Annotated in this window: 21 protein-coding genes; 7 read left to right on the forward strand and 14 right to left on the reverse strand. The window is 46.2% G+C overall.

The annotated features are described in order from the left end of the window. Positions 1-418: 418 nt before the first annotated feature. The 4 genes from ACUN27_RS33580 to ACUN27_RS33595 all read right to left on the reverse strand — a co-directional run bounded on the left by ACUN27_RS33580 (position 419) and on the right by ACUN27_RS33595 (position 4793). Complete coding sequence (locus ACUN27_RS33580; RefSeq protein ID WP_445560345.1) at positions 419-2632, reverse strand: heavy metal translocating P-type ATPase; 2214 nt, start codon at positions 2630-2632, stop codon at positions 419-421. Between the two features lie 209 nt (positions 2633-2841). Continuing rightward, a complete protein-coding gene (locus ACUN27_RS33585) occupies positions 2842-3243 on the reverse strand; it encodes a cupredoxin domain-containing protein (RefSeq protein ID WP_315955818.1) in 402 nt (133 codons plus the stop codon). Positions 3244-3420: 177 nt separating this feature from the next. Continuing rightward, a complete protein-coding gene (locus ACUN27_RS33590) occupies positions 3421-4023 on the reverse strand; it encodes a hypothetical protein (protein WP_445560346.1) in 603 nt (200 codons plus the stop codon). A 308-nt stretch (positions 4024-4331) separates the two neighbouring features. Then, entirely contained in the window at positions 4332-4793 is a 462-nt protein-coding gene (locus ACUN27_RS33595) for a carboxymuconolactone decarboxylase family protein (protein ID WP_315955816.1), read from the reverse strand. Positions 4794-5051: 258 nt separating this feature from the next. On the opposite strand from ACUN27_RS33595, the gene ACUN27_RS33600 reads away from it, so the two are divergent. The 4 genes from ACUN27_RS33600 (at position 5052) to ACUN27_RS33615 (ending at position 7562) form a co-directional block, all read left to right on the forward strand. Beyond that, on the forward strand, positions 5052-5561 hold the full coding sequence (locus tag ACUN27_RS33600) for an Rrf2 family transcriptional regulator (protein ID WP_315955815.1): 510 nt from the start codon (positions 5052-5054) through the stop codon (positions 5559-5561). A 265-nt stretch (positions 5562-5826) separates the two neighbouring features. Then, positions 5827-6756 (forward strand): permease, encoded by a 930-nt coding sequence (locus tag ACUN27_RS33605; protein WP_445560695.1) that lies wholly within the window; start codon positions 5827-5829, stop codon positions 6754-6756. After that, positions 6729-6923, forward strand: coding sequence for a hypothetical protein (locus tag ACUN27_RS33610; protein ID WP_418936936.1), 195 nt, complete (start codon positions 6729-6731; stop codon positions 6921-6923). Before ACUN27_RS33605 ends, ACUN27_RS33610 begins: the two co-directional genes overlap by 28 nt. A gap of 15 nt (positions 6924-6938) precedes the next feature. Further along, a complete protein-coding gene (locus ACUN27_RS33615; protein ID WP_445560347.1) occupies positions 6939-7562 on the forward strand; it encodes a TIGR03943 family putative permease subunit in 624 nt (207 codons plus the stop codon). An 81-nt stretch (positions 7563-7643) separates the two neighbouring features. On the opposite strand, the gene ACUN27_RS33620 is transcribed toward ACUN27_RS33615, so the two are convergent. The 6 genes from ACUN27_RS33620 to ACUN27_RS33645 form a co-directional block, all read right to left on the reverse strand. Then, positions 7644-8042, reverse strand: a complete 399-nt coding sequence (locus ACUN27_RS33620) for an S-layer homology domain-containing protein (RefSeq protein WP_445560348.1) — start codon at positions 8040-8042, stop codon at positions 7644-7646. 152 nt (positions 8043-8194) lie between these two features. Then, positions 8195-9277, reverse strand: coding sequence for a Gfo/Idh/MocA family protein (locus ACUN27_RS33625; protein WP_445560349.1), 1083 nt, complete (start codon positions 9275-9277; stop codon positions 8195-8197). A gap of 234 nt (positions 9278-9511) precedes the next feature. Beyond that, complete coding sequence (locus ACUN27_RS33630; RefSeq protein WP_157323918.1) at positions 9512-9817, reverse strand: hypothetical protein; 306 nt, start codon at positions 9815-9817, stop codon at positions 9512-9514. A gap of 253 nt (positions 9818-10070) precedes the next feature. After that, positions 10071-10694 (reverse strand): MBL fold metallo-hydrolase, encoded by a 624-nt coding sequence (locus ACUN27_RS33635; protein WP_445560350.1) that lies wholly within the window; start codon positions 10692-10694, stop codon positions 10071-10073. Positions 10695-10716: 22 nt separating this feature from the next. Further along, the gene (locus tag ACUN27_RS33640) at positions 10717-11283 is read right to left on the reverse strand and encodes a thioredoxin family protein (RefSeq protein ID WP_315955811.1); all 567 of its coding nucleotides are present in this window, start codon (positions 11281-11283) and stop codon (positions 10717-10719) included. Positions 11284-11396: 113 nt separating this feature from the next. Then, positions 11397-11996 (reverse strand): DedA family protein, encoded by a 600-nt coding sequence (locus tag ACUN27_RS33645; RefSeq protein ID WP_127457989.1) that lies wholly within the window; start codon positions 11994-11996, stop codon positions 11397-11399. Between the two features lie 261 nt (positions 11997-12257). Here ACUN27_RS33645 and ACUN27_RS33650 point away from each other — a divergent pair, with 261 nt between their 5' ends. Both ACUN27_RS33650 and ACUN27_RS33655 read left to right on the forward strand, forming a co-directional pair. Next, on the forward strand, positions 12258-12620 hold the full coding sequence (locus tag ACUN27_RS33650; RefSeq protein ID WP_445560696.1) for a cupredoxin domain-containing protein: 363 nt from the start codon (positions 12258-12260) through the stop codon (positions 12618-12620). Positions 12621-12729: 109 nt separating this feature from the next. After that, the gene (locus tag ACUN27_RS33655; protein ID WP_127457991.1) at positions 12730-13047 is read left to right on the forward strand and encodes a dehydrogenase; all 318 of its coding nucleotides are present in this window, start codon (positions 12730-12732) and stop codon (positions 13045-13047) included. Between the two features lie 66 nt (positions 13048-13113). On the opposite strand, the gene ACUN27_RS33660 is transcribed toward ACUN27_RS33655, so the two are convergent. Beyond that, the gene (locus tag ACUN27_RS33660) at positions 13114-14412 is read right to left on the reverse strand and encodes an alpha-glucosidase/alpha-galactosidase (protein WP_315955809.1); all 1299 of its coding nucleotides are present in this window, start codon (positions 14410-14412) and stop codon (positions 13114-13116) included. A gap of 145 nt (positions 14413-14557) precedes the next feature. Here ACUN27_RS33660 and ACUN27_RS33665 point away from each other — a divergent pair, with 145 nt between their 5' ends. Then, positions 14558-15421, forward strand: coding sequence for an AraC family transcriptional regulator (locus ACUN27_RS33665; RefSeq protein ID WP_326062648.1), 864 nt, complete (start codon positions 14558-14560; stop codon positions 15419-15421). A 611-nt stretch (positions 15422-16032) separates the two neighbouring features. On the opposite strand, the gene ACUN27_RS33670 is transcribed toward ACUN27_RS33665, so the two are convergent. The 3 genes from ACUN27_RS33670 to ACUN27_RS33680 all read right to left on the reverse strand — a co-directional run bounded on the left by ACUN27_RS33670 (position 16033) and on the right by ACUN27_RS33680 (position 18064). Beyond that, entirely contained in the window at positions 16033-16326 is a 294-nt protein-coding gene (locus ACUN27_RS33670) for a Dabb family protein (protein ID WP_127457671.1), read from the reverse strand. A gap of 170 nt (positions 16327-16496) precedes the next feature. Beyond that, positions 16497-17186 carry an NAD(P)H-binding protein gene (locus ACUN27_RS33675; protein WP_445560351.1) on the reverse strand — a complete coding sequence of 230 codons (690 nt, stop codon included), beginning with the start codon at positions 17184-17186 and terminating at the stop codon, positions 16497-16499. Between the two features lie 80 nt (positions 17187-17266). Continuing rightward, entirely contained in the window at positions 17267-18064 is a 798-nt protein-coding gene (locus tag ACUN27_RS33680; protein ID WP_445560352.1) for an RDD family protein, read from the reverse strand. Between the last annotated feature and the right edge of the window lie 42 nt (positions 18065-18106).

Consider the following 18106-nt stretch of genomic DNA (forward strand, 5'->3'; position numbering starts at 1 on the left):
ATCTCCTTATTCTGTCAATCGTCAATAACCCAACAAAATGACTTTAATAAGATAAATAAAAAAAGGGGTTCCGTGATGGAATTCCCTTTTTGTCTGAGGAGGAACGCCCTCCTCGGCTGGAAGTGATGCGGTATTATCGTTCTGATGTATTGAGACAGCAATTGAACATTCTAACCTATCATCAGGTTAGAATGTTACTTCGATCATTTCCGCGTCTATTGCTGTAATCATCACGGTCAAGATCCGAAACCTGATGATGGACGACTTCATGGGCTTGATATTGCTAAATCTCTTGCAGCACTCCGTACATAATCTCATGATTATTTAGAAAAAATCCTCTACGCAATAGGAAATACGCAGAGGATTTTTTTGCACCTTACGCAACATTCAAAATGCCTCGAAAGAGCTATCAAGCATTTTAATTTCGCCAAGATGCTTTTTGCAGTCTGCTCGCATTTGTAACAACAGATACGGAGCTTAGCGCCATAGCCGTTCCAGCGATCCATGGTGTCAACAGCCCCATGAACGCAAGCGGTATAGCCAAGACATTGTACATTAAAGCAAAAATTAAGTTTTGACGAATATTGCGCATGATCTTACGGCTCATCACCACGGCATCCGCAACGCCTCCCAAATCGCTATGAAGCAAATTGACATCCGCTGCGTCCTTGGCGATCTCTGAACCGGTACCAACAGCAATACCAATATCTGCAGCTGCTAAAGCAGGGGCATCATTCACACCATCACCCACCATAGCCACACGTCTCCCTTTTTGCTGCAGTGATCTTACCAAATGAACCTTATCCTGAGGCAGCATTTCCGAATATATCGTTGTTATGCCAGCTCTTTCAGCTATCGCTTTAGCTGTTTTACGGTGATCGCCGGTTACCATAGCCACAACAATCCCCATTTTTTTCAACCTTCGCAGAGCTTGAGGTGTAGAGGCTTTTAATGTATCCATGAGTGCGATTACACCCGCAGGCACACCGTCCACAGCTGCAAATAGCATCGTCTTGCCTTCCCTCTCTAACTGTTCTGTTACGTGCGTAAACCTCTGAATGGATATCTCAGCCTGATTCATAAAAGCTTTAGAACCGATAAGAATCTCATGTTCATCTACTCGCGCCTTCACACCCAGACCTGTTATTGCTTGTGAGGAGGATGTCTCTTTAACCTGAAGTCCGCGCCGAGCGGCTTCCTTCATAATCGCTTTCGCATAAGGGTGTTCGATGCCATTCTCAGCAGCAGCAAGCATGCGAAGAAGACGATGCTCCTGGCCCGGGTCCGTGATGACGTCTGTCACACGGGGAGTTCCATGGGTAAGCGTTCCTGTTTTATCCATTAAAATGATGTCGATTTGCTGCAATTGTTCCACATACTTGCCTTCTTTAAATAAAATGCCCGACTCCAGAGCACGGCTTGTGCCCACCAGTATTGAAGTTGGCGTCGCCAATCCTAAAGCGCAAGGGCACGCAATTACAAGCACTGCTATCGCTTTGAATAACGCCTCTTTGATATCCCCCGGAGTAAGCCATAGAGACCATATACACAATGTCAGCAAGGCAAGCACCAAAACAGCAGGAACGAACACAGCGGCAATTCGATCTACATAACGTCCGATCTCAGCCTTCGAGCCTTGAGCTTCCTCCATCAAATGGATCATCTTGCCGAGCGCAGTTTGAGATCCCAGAGCAGTCACTTGCATCGTAATGGCTTCATCTCTAATAACAGAACCGCCTATCAGGCGATCGTATTGACGTTTCTCGACAGGTACCGATTCCCCCGTAATGAATGCTTCATCAACAGCTGACCGGCCACGAATAACTCGTCCATCCGCAGGAACAATCTCACCTGGCAGGATCAGAAGCATATCCCCAATGTTGACGTCTTTTATCGATATGACTTCTGACTGCCTCTCATTTCTGATGATTGTGACCGTTTGCGGACTTAAGCGGCGCAGTCGATGAATAGTCTTCATACTTCTTTCTTTCGCAGAAGCTTCCAACCACTTACCAAGCAGCACTGCAGTAATAATCATGGCGCTTGTCTCAAAATAGACCGCATGCGGATCAGCTCCTCCCGAACGAAGCATATGTATTGTCATGTAATGACTATACATGTAAGCGCAAGTCGTACTAAGAACGATAAGAACATCCATATTCGCACTTTTATTTTTTATTGCCTTCCACGCGTTAAAATAAAATGGAGCACCTATTGCAAATTGAACCGGCGTAGCAAGCAGCCACTGGAACCATGGTTCCAGAAATAGATCAGGAATCCATATGCTCGATGTCATGGTATAATGACGAACCATTGCCCACAAAAGAGGAAGTGTTAATAACGCCGAAATCACTAGTTTTGCTCCCAGGCCAAATATCGCTTGCTGAGAATCACTCGCTTCTTCAAAGCTTCTAGCCGAATATCCCAGTTTCTCAATACGCTCAATAATTTCCCCTTTCAACTCTGTACCTGCGTCCAGCACTAATGCCGCACTTCCCATTGGTAAATTGACAGCAATTTCATGAACGCCTGCCATTTTGCCAATCACTTTCTCAATACGCGCAGAGCAGGCTGCACATGTCATACCCTCTATTTGCAGGTTTATTTTTTGAAACGTTACTTGTTCGTTCAAGCTCTACACCTCCGATATGAATCTGATCACTTACTTGCAACTATATGGGGTGTGATTCAAAATCATGCTAGACTCGTTAAAACTTTTCATATTGAGGTATGGTATAAATATCATAAAATGGGCAAGAAAAAAATCGTTTCATCCCTAAAAAGGTTGAAACGATCTTTTTTATTCGCCATTTATAATAGATGGAGATTTCAACTGTTCCATCATTTCACCGTTATTGTCCCATAGTACATATACATACCGCAGTGAAATTTATAGGTTCCGGGTTTTAAATCTTTTAATGTAAAGAAATTGTCCCCTTTTTCCAAATAGACATCCATTCCTAATTCAGGAGATGCTACACTTTTAATACAAGTCAAGCGGCTTTGTTTTTTGAAATTTAGCTTTATCGGCACACCTGCCTGAACCTCGATATTGGCAGGATAAAAGCCATCATCTTTCACATTTATCGTAACAACTTGAAATCCGTCTTGTTGCGTAACCGTGGGCTCTTCGGCTGATGACTCCGACTGCTGAAAATAAAATAAAGCAAAGATAAAAAGAGAAATCATAAGAACTCCCGAAATAAGACCTAATCTTGAGAATTTCGTCAAACGACTTTTCAAGCTAGTCCCCCCTTTCGAATCATAAAAAAAAATCAACCTAGCCAGTGAATCCGGCAAGGTTGATTATACACCTGAACATGTAGTTAGATTGTGTCCTTTGTGCTAATAATATGAATGATTGATGAAAATTTAGTTTCAATCCGATGAACTACCTGCTTGATATTGCTACCTCTACAGCTACACCTCTAACTGAGAAACGGAAGTACCCACATGAAGATTTTCTTCGGCATCTAACAGCTTATATAGAAGCAACATCGAAACCGCTAAGACAACATCCATGAAAACGATTGAAAGTGTCGGATAATCCGAAATTACCATAACTCCCAGCATCGCCCCCATCATGCCTCCCATCAAACCTGCTAACATGCCGTCCAAAGAGGCAAGCAGATGCAAGCACCTTCCGGATAAATAACCAACACTCATGCCAAAGGTGACTCCAATAACAGTTGATAGGAATAATTTCTCCAAAACAATTCCAGTTATTGTGCCGACTACCAGACTGGATACCATAGCAATCGCCATAGCCGCCATCATGCCTGTCATTTTAGTTAAAACAGTTTTCTTAGTGCGTAAGTGAAGAATGAGAACGACCACTACAAGCAGGACGAAAATAAGAGAAGCAATACTTGTATTCACCGTTAAAGTAGAAGGCCCCATTTGAATCTCTGTCACTGAGTCCCCGTGTTCATGCGCGGCTGCTGGCAAACTGCGTGAACATACACTTATGATCAGGAATAAACCGCATATTTTCACATAAATCCCTTGAGTTAATCTTCTCAACCGTCTTCACCTCTTTACTTTTTGCAGTTTAGCTTTCGCTCCATTTACCATTTCAACACATGGATCACGCCCCTCCATTTCAGTCCAGCTCAGATTAACTGTCTAAAGTATACTTGAAAGCTGAAAGTTTGAAATGACTCATAAGGGCTATAGATGCAACTAAAAATGTTTTCCATAAGTTTGGATTTGTCGCTTTGATCCGATAACCGGGCAGCCTGTCAATCAATAAAAGGCATGAAAAAAGGGTATCCGATAGCCAGGAAATTGGCTTTTGGACACCCTCTTTTCATTTTCACGTCAAAACTAGATTATTTACTTGCAGGAGGCTGATAATCGCCAGGTACCATGCCCGTTGAAATCGCCATGCGATTCCAACTGTTAATGGCGTTAATTGCCATAATTAAATCAACGTATTGTTCCTCATCAAAATGTCTGCGAACTTGGTCATACAAATCATCCGGCACACCGGCATTTGAAATTCTGGTCACAGCTTCCGTTAGCGCCAATGCGGCACGCTCGGATGGTGTGTAAAACGGAGCTTCTCTCCATGCGTTGAGCAAATAAATACGCTGCTCTGTCTCTCCCATCGCACGTGCGTCTTTCGTATGCATATCCAGGCAGTAGGCGCAGCCATTAATTTGCGAGGCGCGAATTTTAATCAACTCCACCAGTTTGCTGTCAAGTCCACTCTTTTTCACGTAACCTTCCAATTTTAAAAGTGTTTGTAGAGACTCCGGCTGTACTTTCGTATAGTCCAATCTGATTTCCATGTGTTTGACACTCCTTCGTTTCATTATTTTTATAAAAATTATGGTGGGTTTCATTGATCTTACTCTTAGTCATATCATCGATAACTTTAATCGACGATTAACCTTGTCTATAATATATCTCTTTCGTTCATGGCTGTCAACCCACAATTCATCCCCGACAGTATCCGAAAAATGCCAAACCTCCCTATTTGACAAGGTTCCTAAATCCACCTAAGATGATGTATAATAACTTTTTTATATCTGAAAGCAGGTGTTTGCATGCAGTATAGTATTGGCGTTGAATATGGACTGCATTGCTTAGTATATTTAATCGATATTCCTCCTGATTCTACGATTGGGATTAAGGAACTTTCCGCTTTTCAAGGTATTTCCGAGACCTATCTTTCGAAGATTTTCAGCAAATTGACCAAGGCTGGTATCGTGAGCTCTGTCCCTGGGGTGAAAGGTGGCTATAAATTGGCCAAGTCTCCTTCGGATATTTCGTTTTGGGATGTAGTCGAAGCTGTTGAAGGGAAGGCGCCTATTTTCCAATGCAAAAACATTAAAGATAATAGTTATTTATGTACGAAGGACGAAGAGGTTGCAGCATGTACCAAAGCTACTCCCTGTACGATTAACATGGCGATGCTTGAGGCTGAGGATAGTATGCGCAATGTTCTGCGTAACAAATCGCTTACTTGGCTAAATGAGGAGCTTGATCGTGTGTTAACCCCTCAATCTCGCAAACAAACTCGTGAATATTTTGCTAATAGCAATCAGGACACCTGACATCTTTTGATGTTAGGTGTTTTTTTATACTGGAACAAAGAATTGACCAACCCCTCCTCCCCTTAACAATTTTTTAACAAAATAATGATGTAGAAATAATAATCGCCTGCTAAAATCAATAGAAAATACAAATCAAACAATTTAAAAACAACATTTTATTATTGTTTTTAATTTTGTTGACCATTTGTTAAGGAGGCAGCGGGCTCAATGAGTTTTCTATCGCACCATGGTTCTCGGTATTTTACTAGAGTAATTTCCGTTTATTCTGCTAAGCGTCGTGATTTCCGCTTTGCTGCAAACATTCATTAGTGATCAAACGCTGCAGCGATGGATACCGAAAAAAACAATTCCCGGCATCCTCTTTGGATGTCTGCTCGGCATCGTCTTTCCGCTTTGCGAATGCGGAATTATCCCTGTCGTGCACCGACTGATCCGCAAAGGCATGCCGCCTTATATCGGTCTTGTCTTTATGATGGCCGGACCGATTATTAATCCCGTCGTGTTTACATACACGTTCGTGGCCTTTCGCGCTCATCCGGAGATGGCGATAGCCCGCATGGTGTTGGCGTTTGCCGCAGCGGCTATTATTGGGCTGTGGGCTGCCCGAGGTGTAAGCAATTCTGCGCTTCGCTCGCCAGTGAACAACACGATTGACCAAGTCACTCCAATGAAAAAAATCCCCAAACGCCCTCTCCCGGTCCAACCACCAAAAGCAGCCGCATGGACGAATAAATGGCATGAAACATTGGAACATGCCGCCATTGAAATGTTTGATGTTGGCAAATTTTTAGTTTTAGGCGCAACGATTACTGCTTTGCTCCAAACAGTTGTAAGCAAAAAATGGCTTCTGACATTAAGCGAGGGTGACTTCACTCCTCATTTGTTTATGATGGGGCTCTCCTACATTCTTTCCATCTGCTCCACCGCAGACGCCTTCGTCGGCGCAACGTTCATTCCAGGTTTCAGCCTCGGCTCTGTACTTGCCTTTCTCGTGTTTGGCGCTATGCTCGATATCAAAAGCACGATGATGCTGCTTAAAGTGTTCCGAATTAAAACCGTCGTAACGGTTATGCTCATTTCTGCTGCAGTCGTTCTGCTAGGGTCCGGTCCACGTTCGTGCATCGAACGATTCGAGCTGCAGTTTTACTCGCCTTCGTTATTTTTATTGTGCAGATCAGCCGTTCCGATGCTTTGATTTATTATGTCGCACCAACCATGAATTTATGGGTGAAAAGTCTTGCCGTGGGCATGTATGTACTGGCTATGCATCAGCTTTATTTGGCAGTTCGAGCGATCCGCGCCAAGACCCCAACAGCGGCAGCCGCCTGTTCATGCTCCGTACATAGCCACGATCATTGGTAGCCCGGCGTTATTACCATGTATGGAGTTCTGATCATCCCTCTGGTCCTTGCCTTTTCTTTTCCCAATGCGGTACTAGGCAGTCAGATGGCGGCCAAAAAAGGATTAAATTTCACCCCTTCGGGTATTCTAGTGAATAACAATTACGGCGATGCAAGCCCGAACTTAATTCCGAATGATAAGCTGCAATCAGATACAGGTCAGGTTTTTCCGTTTAATGAATACACCAAGCCATACGCCAAACGGGCTGCGGAGATGTACAAAGAACCTCTCATCGTGATTAACGATGATTTTTATATCGAATCATTGACGTCGCTGGACTTGTATCAAGATCAATTTGTGGGTAAAAAGGTGCAGATTAGCGGGTACGTATACCGTCTGGATACTATGAGCAAAAATCAGTTTGCCCTCGGCCGATTTTCCATGCGGTGCTGTGTCGCAGACTCCGTCCCGCTGGCGATCCTAGTGGAAGCCGATACCCCGGAACAATGGAAAAACGATATGTACGCAGTCGCGCTCGGCACCTTAGAGAAACGACAATTTGACGGCAAAGACGTATTAACGATCGTGGCCAAAACAGTTGATACGCAAGATGCACCCACAAGTCCTTATGTGTATCAAAATCCATACTTTGGAACCTAAAGAAACGAGGCTATCCCAAAGGTCATCTAATGACCGAGGGATAGCCTCGTTTTTTGGACTTATGGAACCAGCCACAACATGTTAGTTCATGAATTTCTCAAATTGCAGCAATCGTTTCAGGATAACCGCCGCTTGTGCGCGTGTCGCCTTCTCTCCCGGCATGAAACTGGCATTGGTGATGCCGTTCATAATGCCAGCATGCAAAGCTCGGGCAACCGCGTCTTTGGCCCATCCATTCATCGACTTCTCATCATCGAATGCTTGTAGTCCTTTGACATCCGCTATCCCACTGTTACCTGCCAGTGCCATGGCTCGAGCAATCATTACCGCCATTTGTTCACGTGTAAGGTTGGCATTAGGGCTGAACGTCCCATCTTCAAATCCTTCTACCAAGCCGGCTTTCACAGCTGCCCCTACCGCTCCGGAATACCAATCGGATTCCTTCACTTCAGTAAACTTTCCAAGGCTTGTCTCGGTCAATCCAAGTCCACGTACCAATAGTGCTGCAAATTCCGCACGCGTAATTTGATTTTCAGGGAATAGTCAGCAACAGAGCGACAATGACACTTACACAAAAAAAGCCGACCTCCGTAGAGGTCAGCTTACTCCTGTACGCTGCATGATAGCAGCTATTACTTTTCCGATGTAATTCTCATCGCATCGCGTTGCGCAATCAAGCACAGCTCCGCCGCTTTGAAAGCGTGCTCCTGTGTCATCGCATTTTCTGTACGGTGCAAGCAGTCCAGGATCAGCTGGCCGAAGTAAGGGTAGCCAACCTGGCCATTCACTGCAAAATGCTGCTCGCCATCCCCGTTCACAAGATACACATGATTGCTTGTCTGCTCTCTGGCAATATCCACATATTTGCGAAGCTCAATATAACCTTCTGTGCCGAGAATCGTCATGCGGCCATCGCCCCACGTGCTTAAGCCATCCGGCGTAAACCAGTCTACCCGGAAATAACCTGTCGCCCCATTATCTCCAACCAATGTCGCGTCGCCGAAATCTTCAAACGTCGGATACTGCGGGTAGTTATAGTTTGCGATTTTACTATGTACGACCTTGGCATCCTTCGCGCCTGTGAACTGAAGGAATTGTTCAATTTGATGGCTTCCGATGTCGCACAAAATTCCGCCAAACTTCTCTTTCTCGAAGAACCAGTCCGGTCTGCTCGACAAGTTGATGCGGTGCGGTCCAAGACCGATTACCTGCAGCACACGTCCGATTGCGCCCTGCTTGATTAGCTGCTCCGCAAAGATGGAGCTTTCTGAATGAAGACGTTCGCTGTAGTAAACGGCATACTTTTGCTTCGTCTCAACAACTTTCGCGCGTGCCGCTTCCAACTGCTCCAATGTCGTGAATGGCGCTTTGTCTGTAAAATAATCTTTGCCGCTGTCCATGACCTTCAGGCCAAGCGGTCCGCGATCGCTAGGAATCGCCGCTGCGGCAACCAGCTTGACTTCGCTGTCTTGAAGGATCTCCTCCAAGGAGCTCGCAACACGAACACCCGGGAATTTGCTTACAAATGTATCTACTTTCTTAGGATCCGGGTCATACACCCATTTCAACTCGCCGCCCGCTTCGCGAAGCCCGTTGCACATCCCGTAGATATGACCGTGATCCAGCGCTGCTGCTGCAAATATAAACTCGCCAGGTTGACAAACGGAGTTAAATGTACCGACTGGTGCGTAATTCATGCCATCGCTTTTTTGCATCGTATATAGTCCCCTATCATTTATGAATTATCGCTGCATTGGTTCTTATTGACCCTCTAAGCTTAACAAGATGGGGAGATGAAATGTGACTCTATGTTGTGAAAAAATGATACTACTTTGCGGTTCATCGCAGAATAACCTTCCGAGAACACAGCTAGTACCATTCATGCATAAAAAATAACCCACGCAGGCGTCTCCTGCCGTGGGCCGAGTGAACTAGTGAACTACTCGTAATTAAAATTTACAAATACAACGAGTGATAATGACAAGCAAAATGAACAGAACAAGAATGCTGCCTACGTTGTTGTTAGGGTATGCACAAACTTTGGCTACTGGCGCTGCGGCAACCGGTTTTGGGAATACAAACGAAGTTTGTTGGTACGAAGCGTGCAGGTGGATGTCATTGTGAACTGGTTTGTGGTGCATAATAGGCGCTGGCGCCGGTGCGACTGGCATTGGCATTGGCATCGGCATCGGGGCTGGCATTGGCATTGGAGCTGGCATCGGTGCAATTGGATACGTTGGTTTTACAAACTCCATGGATGGAGCACCTCCTTAGAATATTGAAGCTTTAACATTAGGTTGTTATCGTTAGGGTTGGGTGAATAGCTTACAACATCAGTCTATGGGGGAGCACCTACCACGAACACGGTAAACACCCAGATCACCCAAAAATGGTTACGTATCATGGGCGAACGAGCCTCCTGCATCAGCCCGCTTGTACCTGGGTAATACGCAGAGGTAGAACAAAAAAAACAGCGGTCAGGAACACACTCCCGACTCGCTGTTTCTTCTACACATATGGATTATTATCTTTTTCGAAGCCAATCGTTGTTTTACCGCCATGCCCCGGATAGACGATCGTATCGTCTTCAAGGAGGAAGAGCTTATCCTGGATAGAATCCAGCAGCTCATTGTTATCTCCACCAGGCAGATCCGTCCGGCCTACCGACAGTTTAAACAGAACATCCCCGCTAAACAAATGTTTATCGTATAAGAAGCTCACGCTTCCCGGGGAATGACCGGGTGTATGGAACACTTTGAACTGGATGCCCAGAAACTCCAAAGTTTGCCCTTCGTCCAGCGCATACTCGGCCGGCTCGGTCTCAATAAGGACGCCCAGCTCAGGCCAGCGAGTGGAACCGTTTTTCTTCGGATTCGTCAGCCAGTCGGCTTCCAGATCGTGTATGTAAACGGGACACTTTTTCAGCTTGCGAATTTCATCAACGCCGCCAATATGATCGAAATGCGCATGCGTCAGAAGAATCGCTTCAATCTCTAAATCAGCAATCTTTTTGATCAGCGACTTCGGGTTCATACCTGGATCAATAATAATCCCCTTTTTCGTCTCCGGATCTGACAATAAATATGCATTAGTACTAACTGGTCCTAAAACAAATGTTTCTATGTTAATCATATGCCCTCACTTTAGCATTCGCTTAGAACGACTCGATTAAGTCACGAAGTTCCTTCACAATAACAGCGTGGTACCCGTTACCTTCGCCATATTGACGACCCATTTCGGCTCTGGCTACTTGAATTTTCTCGTTATAATCCGGCGCTTCGCGATCTGGATTTTCTTTTTTGAACTGCGTCATGACCGCTTGAACCTTTTTCGGGCGTGGACCCCAATGTCCAAGGACAAAACCGCCAGTATCTGTAAACGCAACGATTGGAATCGAACGGCCGCCACCTGTCAGGAACTGATCGATTACGTCGTAGTTTTGTTCCATAATCAACACTTCTACAGGCACACCGCTGTTTTCCAGCGCTTTAAACACGACAGGTACGTTGCGAACAACATCGCCGCACCAATCCGCAGCAATAATAACACAGCGCAGATCGTCACGGTTATTTAGAGATTCGAAATATTCCTTATCCTCTTCATTGTCCCATGCAAATCCGTTGTAATACTCCAAAAATTTCTCTTGATTTTTCTCCATGCTGTCAATGAATTGCTGTGGTTTCAAGCCTGTGCGCAATTTGCTTGCAAGATTCGTACTCATCGCTACCCATCCTCCTAAAATAGGGATCATTGAAAGTCGATCAAAGTCCCGCCATTTTCGTAATTCTTCCTTATTATTGTAACAAATTGAATCGAATGCGCAAATCCAGATCGCTAAACTTTCGCTTTTCTTTTCAAATAAAGTTGGTATCCCACATACAAGAGTGTTAAAACAATCGCTGCAATAATTAACGGTTTAATGTACGGTCCTGCGATTTCATCAATCGTTTCCCAATTGTCTTTGAGCTTCATCCCTAAGTAAACATAGAGAAAGGAATACGGAATTAGTGCTAAACCTGTGTACAGTGTAAATTTGCCAAGCGGCATTTTGGCCATGCCACCCGGAAGAGATATCGCGTGACGGACGATGGGGATGAATCTGGCTGTGAAAATCATGCCCGTACCGTAGCGGTTGAACCACGCTTCAGCAACATCGATATGATGCTTGCTGATCAGCAAGTATTTGCCGTACTTCTCCAGGAAAGGTCTGCCACCGTAGCGTCCGATCCAATAAAGCACGATTTGGGCTAGTGTCCCGCCGATTACCGCGCAAACAATGGCACCATAGAAATTAATCTCACCTTTGGATACCAGGTAGCCCGCATAGGCAAGAAGCAGCTCGTTCGGAATCACTTCCAGCATCAATCCGAGGAAAATTCCCCAATACCCAAGCCCTTCCAAGTAAAGCAAAACATTGTGAATCAACTCACCCATTCATGAACCCTCTCTCCCTCTATAATCCATCCGATTTCTACCCTCCATTCTAACACAGACGGGCTCTCATCAACCAGTTTCACCCACTTATTGCCCGTTAAAATAGGAAAGAATATTCATGTGCTGACAAGCCTCTGCATAAAATGTACAAGTATGTTTGTACAGGAGGCGGGCCCTATGTCCCAAGTATGGATTGTTAAGCGCAAGCATCTCTATCTGGCAGCCGTCATCTTGCTGCTGCTTCTCTCAGGCGTTCTCTACATGAATCGAGGCAAAATCGTCCCCACATTGGCCGAGCCTACGCCTGAAAGAACCATTCACATGGTTGTAGGGGAATTCAAATCAACCACCAAAGATGGCAAAACGATTGAAGCGTACCGCTGGGATCCCGGCACCGTAGTCATTCATAAAGGTGAACGAATCAAACTCAGCATTTACGGCGTCAACGGCGATAGCCACCCTTTTCTCATTGAAGGGCTTAACATTAGCGGTGAAGTCAAAAAAGGAAAAGAGACCATCGTTCATTTCACTGCCGATCAGGAAGGTACGTACCGCATTATTTGTATGACACATGCCGATATCGCTCATAACGGACCTATGATTGGCTACCTGGTAGTTGATTAACGAACTTTAACGGCTGTGCCACTCAACTTGGGCTCCTTAGCTCTTTGTCGCGAGTGGCTCCAAGCCCACTCCATGCATACACATAGCATAGAGGAGTGTGGATGCAGTCATGATCAATAACAAACAAGGCGAAAAACATAAACAGCAATTCCCCAATGCCCGAAGCATTCGGAGGGCTTGCAGCAAGGAATTATACCGGACTGTGAAACGGTTAAAAATATGGCTCTCCCCCGAGCAAATAAAAGAGGCTGAGGAGCTGTATGTGAAAAAGGTGATGCTCAATCTCCCCTTCATCGTGGAGAACGGCTCAAACCGCAAAGCGCTCTCCGATTGGTTTGACATCAACGTAGGACCTGAAATTGCTCCCATATGGAAGGTTGAGTTGGCGGTTCTAAACCAAGCTTTTCGCGATGCATTCGGCGGTTGAAACAAGAAAAAGAAGGTCATGGGTATGTCAGACATACGCCATGGCCTTCTTTTTTTATAGATATGCTTAGGAGAACTCAGGCAGCCAGCTGCCATGCGCTTCTATCAACTCATCGCACATTGCGACGATGTCGTCCATCGACAACTCAGCTGACGTATGCGGATCAAGCATCGCTGCGTGATAAATATGATCACGCTTGCGTGTAATGGCTGCTTCAATCGTCAATAGCTGCGTATTGATGTTCGTGCGATTGAGCGCTGCGAGCTGTGGCGGCAGATCCCCAACGTAAGTTGGTGTAACCCCGTTGCGGTCAACCAAACAAGGTACTTCCACGCACGCTTCGCGCGGCAAATTCGTAATTAAGCCGGTATTCATGACGTTGCCGCCGATTTTGAACGGAACATCCGTTTCAATGGCTTCGAAAATGTAGGAAGCATACTCATGGGAACGCTCATGCGTCAAATTCGCATCGTTCACGAGATCCTCGCGCATTTGCTTCCAGCGGCTGATCTGGTTGACGCAGCGGCGCGGGTACTCGTCAAGCGGAATATTGAAGCGGTCGATCAGCTCCGGATAATTCCGTTTAATGAAGTACGGATGATATTCCGCATTGTGCTCGGAGGATTCCGTAATGTAATGGCCGAATTTCAGCATCATTTCGAAACGGACCATATCCTTGTGCTTTTCTTTTTGCTTCTCGATCGCCCGTTTCTTGATTTCCGGGTACAGATCGACGCCATCCTTCGTTACCTCAAGCAGCCAAGCCATATGGTTGATGCCTGCAATTTTGGCTTTGACGCCTTCCTTTTCCAGGCCAAGGCTCTTGAACAGCTCAGGAATACAGGCCTGTACACTGTGACAAAGGCCGACAGTACGTACGCCTCCGTATGTGTTCATCACATTTGTTAAAACAGCCATTGGATTCGTATAGTTTAGGAACAAGGCATCCGGGCACACTTCACGAATATCCGCTGCAAAATCAAGCATAACGGGAATCGTCCGCAAATTTCTGAAAATGCCGCCAATTCCGACTGTATCTGCAATCGTTTGTCGCAAGCCATACTTTTTCGGGATTTCAAAATCCGTAATCGTACATGGATCATAGCCACCTACTTGAATGGCATTTACGACATATTTTGCACCTCTTAAAGCTTCTTTGCGGTCTGTATACGATTTAATAACGGACGTACTGCCGCTTGTTTTTTTGATATTATTCAGCATGTTGGCTGAGTCTTGCAGACGTTCGTGATCAATATCAAAGAGAGCGATTTCAAAGCCTTGCAGCGCGGGAGTCATCAAGCAATCTCCAAGCACGTTTTTCGCAAAAACAGTACTTCCGGCACCTAGAAAAGTAATTTTGGACATGTGTGAATACCCTCCAAATTGGTTGTCGTTTTCATATCTTCACTATAGCGCAGGAAGCATTGGAAGCATATGGATTGAACGAACTCCAATATGGACATTTGTAGTTTATTGAGGTACGCTTAAAATAAAAAATACCGAGGTTTATATGAGTAGTGAGCATACCTATTTTACCGTCAGCATTAATCCGCATGAGAGCAATAGCGAACTTTCCGTGCTTTTTAGCGGAGAAGGCAAACCTATTGCCTTACACAATACAGGGCCAGGTGTCCACGATTACTACCTGGTCCACACCGTGCATTCCGGTAACGGTACTTTCGAGATGCACAACCGTACCTATCACTGCACAGCAGGCGACACATTTATCATCTACCCTGGCGAGCTGTTTCGGTATACGGCGGACGCCGAGAATCCATGGCATTATTCATGGGTCGCGTTCACGGGTCACGCTGCGGGCATGATGCTCTCTCAGATCGGCGCTTCCCCGCAAAACGCCGTTATCTCAGGTAGCGTCCCCCGCTCCATGCGACACTACTATCGCCGAATCCGCTCCAGCTTTCAGCAGTCGATGTACCCGGCGCTGGAGGATATTGAAGCGGCCGGCTGGCTGCGGCTGTTGCTTCGCGAGCTTGGCCGGGCGGGCGCCCATCAGGCAAAGACCAAGCCGGCCACCGAGACGGAGATACAGCGGCAAGTCAGCCAGGCGGTCCGCTATCTGGAGCTCCAGTACACCCAAGTCGTCTCCATTGAGCAGCTCGCCCGCACGCTGGGTTATCACCGAACCTACTTGTGCAAAATGTTCAAACAAGCCACGGGCCTCGCCCCCATGCAGTACCTCTTCAAAATCCGTATGGAGCGCGCCAAGCAGCTTTTGGAAACGTCCATGACTATCGACCAGGTGGCCTCGTCTGTCGGCTTTAACGATGCGCTTTATTTCTCCAAGCAGTTTCACAAATGGAGCGGTAGTGCTCCTTCGGTGTACCGGAAGGAGCTGACGGGTAAGGGAGGCTAGACGGGGTACGTGGGGCGCGTGAGCCGTGCGGGAGCAAGCGTGAGAGCAGGGCCCGCGGGGGCACGAGCAACGTAGGGGCGTGAGCGGCGCGGGACGCGAACAACTCGGTGGTGACAGCGGCGACGGAGCGGCTAAAAACAACTCTGCCCCCTTTTCTGCGCGAAAAAGGGAACTACAGCGCGTTATTCGTTCCAAATTGCCGATATCGGCATAATTACGGAACTACAGGACCTTATTCGCCCAAAAAACCATCGATTTGGGCTAAAATGGATAAAATAACGGATCACAGTTCCCTCTGATTAGCCTTTGCCCCAGCAATTTCAAAAATAGAGGACCATAGTTCCTCTCGCTGGATTCCATTACACTAAAAAGGGCTATCCCCACGGTCATATCCTGACCTTTTGAGATAACCCTTATCGGTTTTAATTTTAGATGGAATTAATGCCGTTAATTAGCCACTGCAAACACGATAATAGGTATACCGGCTGTTTTAATGGTACTATTTCCAGTTATTCGTCGAATGCCAGCTGCAAAGAATCAATTAACGGGATTTTTTCCTGTTAACAACAGATCAGCAAACTGCCCATTGCCCATCGGAGGACAACGCCCTCTTAAATCTCAATGTCAACAATCAGGCTATCCTCACGGCCTACCTCGCGAATATATGCCGCAACCGCTTGGTGCTCCGGATTTGGGCCGTAAGCTTCAAGCGCAGCGCGATCCTCAAAACGAACCGACAAAACCACTTGGTATCCTTTATTTTTCTCTGAGAAGTTAATGCCTGCTTGAATATCGACAATCCCCGTCAGATGAGAACGAAGCGCTTTGAAGCGGTCGACGACTTCTTGAAGCTGCTCCTGCGTAGTTGTTTCTCCGAATTTTACAAGTACAATATGATCGATCATCGTACAAAACCTACTTTCCCCAAAACAATTTTGGCACATTAATATGTAACGTCTTTCATCATATCAGGAAGCGAGTGACTCGTCGATATCCACAGAGAATCTCACGGGTTTGAACACCGTCATAAGCCGGCGCACGCCCAGGATTAGCGCGCCGTCGCGAAAACAGTCCTCTACGTGCCTGCCAACTCGGCGATCCGATCGGATAATACCACGTGAGCACCTGCCTCGCCTTTTTGGGCGCAAGCGATTAACCCAGCAGCAATCTTGCTCGCTTGAATAGGGCGATAAGTCCGAAGCCCGCCAATCATAAGCGGAGAAATCACCCGTGAGACTAGGCCCCCAAACTGCTCACCCACTCTGACTTCATCCCGATCCCCTAGAATCAGAGAAGGACGAAGCATATAAAGGGAACGAAGGTTCAGAGCCCGCAGCCCCTGCTCGACATCACCTTTTACCCAATTATAAAAGATTGATGAAGCATGGTTCGCTCCCATTGCAGTTACGATAGCAAAGACTTCCGCCTTCCCTGCACCAGCAATTTCACCCAGTTTCATAGGGAATTCGAAATCTACTCTGCGAAATTGCTCTTGGGAGCCTGCTTTCTTAATTGTTGTCCCCAATGTGCAAAACACGTGAGCACCTTCCATAGCAGCCATAACAGATGGCCCTAGATCAGCATCTAATTGGCTGTAATCTGTTTTCACTTGGACGAGCTTTTCACTTCCCCGAAGATGACGGATCTGAATGTCCCTGCGAACAAGCGCAATAATTTTATCGTACCTAGGATCCTCCAGCAGCAGCCGAATCAATTCCCTGCCTACTAATCCTGTACCTCCCGCTACTATGGCCGTAACTCCCATACTGCTCCTCCTTCAACTTGCATCGATGACTGATCAACGATCCCCATTCCATGCCTACGCCAATGTCAATGCTGCCTAACTCATACTTCCCAATCCTCGCGCAGAATCTCATACAGCTTAATCAAGAACGCAGAAGCATCATCAGCAATGGCCGAATCCTGATCTAATTTTTCCGCAAAATAGTGCGCAATAGGCGCAGCCAGCTCGGCCAACCTCGCGTCAGGCATGGTAGGCACTCTTTCAACCCAAGCCTGCAGCAGCTGCCAATCCTTAGCCGTAACTCCCTGCCTCGGAGCCTCCTCGATATGCAAAGCAATCTCCGGAAAATTCTTGCGAGCGATCGCTTTTTCAAGTTGTTTTCGCCGTTTTATCCGTTCAAATCGCACTTCAATCACAACCAGGGTGCCAGCAACCATATCGCCGATCCGCTTATCCTTCGAGCTTAAGAAAATGCTGAGCATTCCCACAAAATAGAAAACAGGCATCACATCGAGCAAACGAAATAAATTGCGAATGATAATGGATAAAAGCGTTGCCGATTGGCCGTTGTTTTGGATGACACGCAGGCCTAACCAGCGTTTTCCCAACGTTTGTCCACCCATAAACGCTTCCGAACATACGAAATAACCCAGGTTCAATACAATCCATAAAACGATGGTAATTGCCAAAAGATAATCCGCAAGATCAGGCAGCCAACTGCCCGAATATAACCTGCTCACCAAAATAACGAACACGAACAACAGGACATTTACAAATATTAAAATAAGGCTATCTAGCAGATGTGCTGCCGCCCTGCTGCCAATTCCAGCAGTTTGAAATTGCAATTGCACCTGCTCAGGGGTGACGACCGTTACTTCTCTATCCAGAGGCTCGTTCATAACATCTCCTTAATGTTGCATAATTATGGTAATTTAAGACTT

This window comes from Paenibacillus sp. WC2504 (assembly GCF_052682475.1).

What these genes read in the sequence shown, in the direction of transcription:
- ACUN27_RS33635 (WP_445560350.1), bottom strand. Translation starts at nt 10,694, where the DNA reads ATGATTAACATAGAAACATTTGTTTTAGGACCAGTTAGTACTAATGCA.
- ACUN27_RS33660 (WP_315955809.1), bottom strand. Translation starts at nt 14,412, where the DNA reads ATGTCCAAAATTACTTTTCTAGGTGCCGGAAGTACTGTTTTTGCGAAA.
- ACUN27_RS33615 (WP_445560347.1), top strand. Translation starts at nt 6,939, where the DNA reads ATGTATGGAGTTCTGATCATCCCTCTGGTCCTTGCCTTTTCTTTTCCC.
- ACUN27_RS33645 (WP_127457989.1), bottom strand. Translation starts at nt 11,996, where the DNA reads ATGGGTGAGTTGATTCACAATGTTTTGCTTTACTTGGAAGGGCTTGGG.
- ACUN27_RS33630 (WP_157323918.1), bottom strand. Translation starts at nt 9,817, where the DNA reads ATGGAGTTTGTAAAACCAACGTATCCAATTGCACCGATGCCAGCTCCA.
- ACUN27_RS33650 (WP_445560696.1), top strand. Translation starts at nt 12,258, where the DNA reads ATGAATCGAGGCAAAATCGTCCCCACATTGGCCGAGCCTACGCCTGAA.
- ACUN27_RS33680 (WP_445560352.1), bottom strand. Translation starts at nt 18,064, where the DNA reads ATGAACGAGCCTCTGGATAGAGAAGTAACGGTCGTCACCCCTGAGCAG.
- ACUN27_RS33640 (WP_315955811.1), bottom strand. Translation starts at nt 11,283, where the DNA reads ATGAGTACGAATCTTGCAAGCAAATTGCGCACAGGCTTGAAACCACAG.
- ACUN27_RS33655 (WP_127457991.1), top strand. Translation starts at nt 12,730, where the DNA reads ATGATCAATAACAAACAAGGCGAAAAACATAAACAGCAATTCCCCAAT.
- ACUN27_RS33665 (WP_326062648.1), top strand. Translation starts at nt 14,558, where the DNA reads ATGAGTAGTGAGCATACCTATTTTACCGTCAGCATTAATCCGCATGAG.
- ACUN27_RS33675 (WP_445560351.1), bottom strand. Translation starts at nt 17,186, where the DNA reads ATGGGAGTTACGGCCATAGTAGCGGGAGGTACAGGATTAGTAGGCAGG.
- ACUN27_RS33670 (WP_127457671.1), bottom strand. Translation starts at nt 16,326, where the DNA reads ATGATCGATCATATTGTACTTGTAAAATTCGGAGAAACAACTACGCAG.
- ACUN27_RS33625 (WP_445560349.1), bottom strand. Translation starts at nt 9,277, where the DNA reads ATGCAAAAAAGCGATGGCATGAATTACGCACCAGTCGGTACATTTAAC.
- ACUN27_RS33600 (WP_315955815.1), top strand. Translation starts at nt 5,052, where the DNA reads ATGCAGTATAGTATTGGCGTTGAATATGGACTGCATTGCTTAGTATAT.
- ACUN27_RS33595 (WP_315955816.1), bottom strand. Translation starts at nt 4,793, where the DNA reads ATGGAAATCAGATTGGACTATACGAAAGTACAGCCGGAGTCTCTACAA.